Genomic DNA, 3,056 nt, shown 5'->3' with positions numbered 1-3,056 from the left:
TATTTATTCGTTTTATCCAGTGACACAGTTGGTGTTACACTCTCCATCTTTTACCCTAATAATGAGTTAGTTCTGGCATCCGGTCATTTACGCTTATCCAGTTCATATTTAGTTAGTTTAAAGGTATAGGTCGCCGAAGCATTTTTTCCATGTGTAAACTCCTGTCTCCCTTTACTGATAACCATTTTAGAATTGTCATTTTCCTCGATTGATAATTCGAAGCCGTTTTCGAATAGTTCCCTTATTCGTTCAATGGTTGTCTCCAATCGATGTGTGCCTGTTGATCTCTGTTCATATCTATTTAATTGATAACAAAAAGTCGTTATTCATGTTGAAATTGATAACCCTATCTTTCATGAAAGCATCAATGATCCCTTCCTCCTTCAAAACACGAAACAAGTCTCCATCAACGGTATTTCCTCCTATGTGATTAGAAGCGTTTCCATGGTCGATTACTAGATTAAACCCGTATTTCGAAGACCATCCAGAGAAACAGAGAAGGTGTATATAAGAGGAAGTGATATAATCGGAATTCTGCCGATATATTGTTAGCAATCGCAATACGACCGACCTATATAGGTTTAAACTTGACCTTCAAAATAAGGAGACACTTCATGTTCTGCCACATACTCCTCTATTTGCTGTACCTCATCGGTTGGCACCAATTGAATCGGCTTATAAGTTTTTAAGCTTTTCCAAATATCGTGATGATCTTTTAGCTTTTTGGAAGGCTCATCTCCTACAAAGAAAAACTTGGCATCTTTCTCATGATGCCTAATGGTATCAACCAAAAAAAGGTGCGCGCCGATTTGAGGCTTAAGCACGTGGAGGGCTTTGCCAAAATCGCTTATCTCCCCTACTACCTTCACGTCATTTCTGCCGATAAATGCTACTTTTGACGGAATAATCAGACCTATAACATCATTTTCGGTAAGCTCGACATCAAAATTTACACGTCCGCCGATCGACTTTACCAATCGTCGCTTTGCGTAAGCAACGGAATCGTGCTCCTTTTGTTGCTGCTTAGGTAAAGTAAACACGAATTTTTCAAACAGCTTATTGAATGTGTTCTCATCAAGCGTCACATTCAGTGGCACAGGCTTGGAGAAAGTAAGCAAATTGTTTGCATACACAGAGAGATATTCCAAATAGCTCTCGCTTAAAAAGCGCTGGCCCTTGTGCCCCTTGAGCAGGTCAGACTGGCATGATGCCGCAAGTTGCTCGATAGCCCGTAAATTTGATTTAATCAGCTGATATCCGCCATCGGGCAGCAAATCCTTAATCACACTCAGCTTATCGGCAGCATAGGCAAAATAACATTGGACACCATCAGCCATAAACAGGCCGATTGTGATGCGTTCATCCTGATTGGGACGAATACTGCAATACAGGATGGAATAAAAAGTTTTCATCATGCTCCTTTTGTTAGCGGTGCTACCAATTCTCTGAAATTGGCCTTAGTATCATTCAACCATGTGTCATTTTCGATAACCGCTTCGCGGATCTGCTGTTCCAATTGCTGCTTATTGAGACACCATTCATTGGGTATCCCTGCGACAATATCGGACAACACATCGTGGCAATTTAAGACAAAGGTAGGAAAGTTATCCAAAATCGCGTTGGCCTCCTCTGCTATTTTCTTTGAATTATACAACAAAACGTGCGCCAAATCAGCATATAAGATACTGTCTTCTGCCGTGAGCTGAGCCAGCTCCTGCCCCAATCGGCAACCATCGAAAACGTCGGAATGGTCTATTGGAATAATCTGAAATCTATCTCCCATAGACTGCACCAATAAGTTGTAGTTGTTCGCGCTCCTATCGGTATTGGCCAGCCACAAATCGAACAAAGCTATCTTCAATAATGTACCCCTGCTCTGGTACTTACTAAGTTCGTGATAATTGCCCCTGAGTCCGACCAACATGTTAGAGACATCCACCGTTTCTTTCTGGTAGCGTAATCCGAAAGTTGGTTTACCGAAATGGTGTGGTTGTGTCCGGTTTGAAATTATTTCGGGATTAACATGCTCCGGTAATATGGTCACGAATGCCCCTGTCAGACGGGGTATTCCCCAAGCATCAAGAAAACAATGGGAACAATATTCGTTGATTAACTTGCCATTGGAGTCGTACTTGCAAATGTACTCCTCGAAGTCATCAGCCATCACGACAACGGGCCTGCTTCCACCGGTTTCTATTGCTCGGCTTATGGATGATATGGATACTCTGGATGACAGCAAAAGGCAAAAGCAGTTAGTTGTGGTAAATATATGAATTTCAATGGAACGAGAAAAAATTGAGGACCAAGGGGCAAACTTGGCCCTCCAGAAAAATCAGATAGTGTGCCGCACTTCTGTCGGATTTTCTTTTATAAAAGTAGCTACGGTATTACGGTGAACGCCTAAGAGGCGTCCAATAGCGCTGTAAGAGATTTTTTTGTTGAGAAAGGTCTTAATTTCGACTTCTCTGCCTGTAAGTTTTAAATTCTTGGATTTACTGCCTAGCGGCCTACCCAGTTTTTGCCCCTCAGCCTTTCTCCGTGCGAGGGCTTCCTTCGTCCGTTGAGAAATCAGATTACGCTCAATTTCTGCCGAGAGTCCAAAGGCAAAGGCCAATACCTTTGAGTTGATATTGTTGCCCAGCTCGTAATTCTCTTTGACAGTATATACCATAATCTCGCGCTCCATGCAATCGTGCAAAATCTTCATAATTTGCATTAGATTCCTCCCCATCCGTGACAATTCGGACACAATTAATGTATCTCCCTTCTGCATTCGGTTTAACAATCCACCAAACTTCCTGACTTCAATTTTTTTCGTGGCGCTGATGGTTTCTTCTATCCATTCATCAATTGCGAACTCTCGCTCACATGCAAATTTCTGAATTTCAAAATGTTGGTTTTCTGTTGTCTGCTTGTCCGTGCTCACTCGGATGTAGCCGTAAATCATAGCTTTTGAATTTAAATGTGTAAAAAATTAGACAGTTACTTTTTGAAGAAAGAATAATAAAGCTTTAAGTTGAACAAACCAACCATAAATTTAAGGAGCGTTTTTATTG

General features: G+C 41.5%; 3 protein-coding genes. All 3 read right to left on the bottom strand.

Going from position 1 to position 3,056, the window contains the following annotated elements; translation table 11 throughout:
• Positions 1–581 precede the first annotated feature (581 nt).
• The 3 genes from NF543_RS25085 to NF543_RS25075 all read right to left on the bottom strand — a co-directional run bounded on the left by NF543_RS25085 (position 582) and on the right by NF543_RS25075 (position 2,947).
• Positions 582–1,415 (bottom strand): hypothetical protein, encoded by an 834-nt coding sequence (locus tag NF543_RS25085; RefSeq protein ID WP_257670944.1) that lies wholly within the window; start codon positions 1,413–1,415, stop codon positions 582–584.
• On the bottom strand, positions 1,412–2,239 hold the full coding sequence (locus tag NF543_RS25080) for a HipA family kinase (protein ID WP_257670943.1): 828 nt from the start codon (positions 2,237–2,239) through the stop codon (positions 1,412–1,414). The genes NF543_RS25085 and NF543_RS25080 overlap by 4 nt, the downstream gene beginning before the upstream one ends.
• A gap of 93 nt (positions 2,240–2,332) precedes the next feature.
• The gene (locus NF543_RS25075; protein WP_257670942.1) at positions 2,333–2,947 is read right to left on the bottom strand and encodes a master DNA invertase Mpi family serine-type recombinase; all 615 of its coding nucleotides are present in this window, start codon (positions 2,945–2,947) and stop codon (positions 2,333–2,335) included.
• Between the last annotated feature and the right edge of the window lie 109 nt (positions 2,948–3,056).

The organism is Parapedobacter tibetensis (genome assembly GCF_024704835.1).
In the GTDB taxonomy this organism is placed as follows: Bacteria; Bacteroidota; Bacteroidia; order Sphingobacteriales; family Sphingobacteriaceae; genus Parapedobacter; species Parapedobacter tibetensis.
The sequence above is the reverse complement of the archived record's forward strand: the minus strand, read 5'-3'. Positions and strand labels throughout refer to the sequence as shown.

Excerpts from the sequence above, each read along its gene's own strand:
- NF543_RS25085 (WP_257670944.1), bottom strand. The coding sequence starts at position 1,415 with ATGATGAAAACTTTTTATTCCATCCTGTATTGCAGTATTCGTCCCAAT.
- NF543_RS25075 (WP_257670942.1), bottom strand. The coding sequence starts at position 2,947 with ATGATTTACGGCTACATCCGAGTGAGCACGGACAAGCAGACAACAGAA.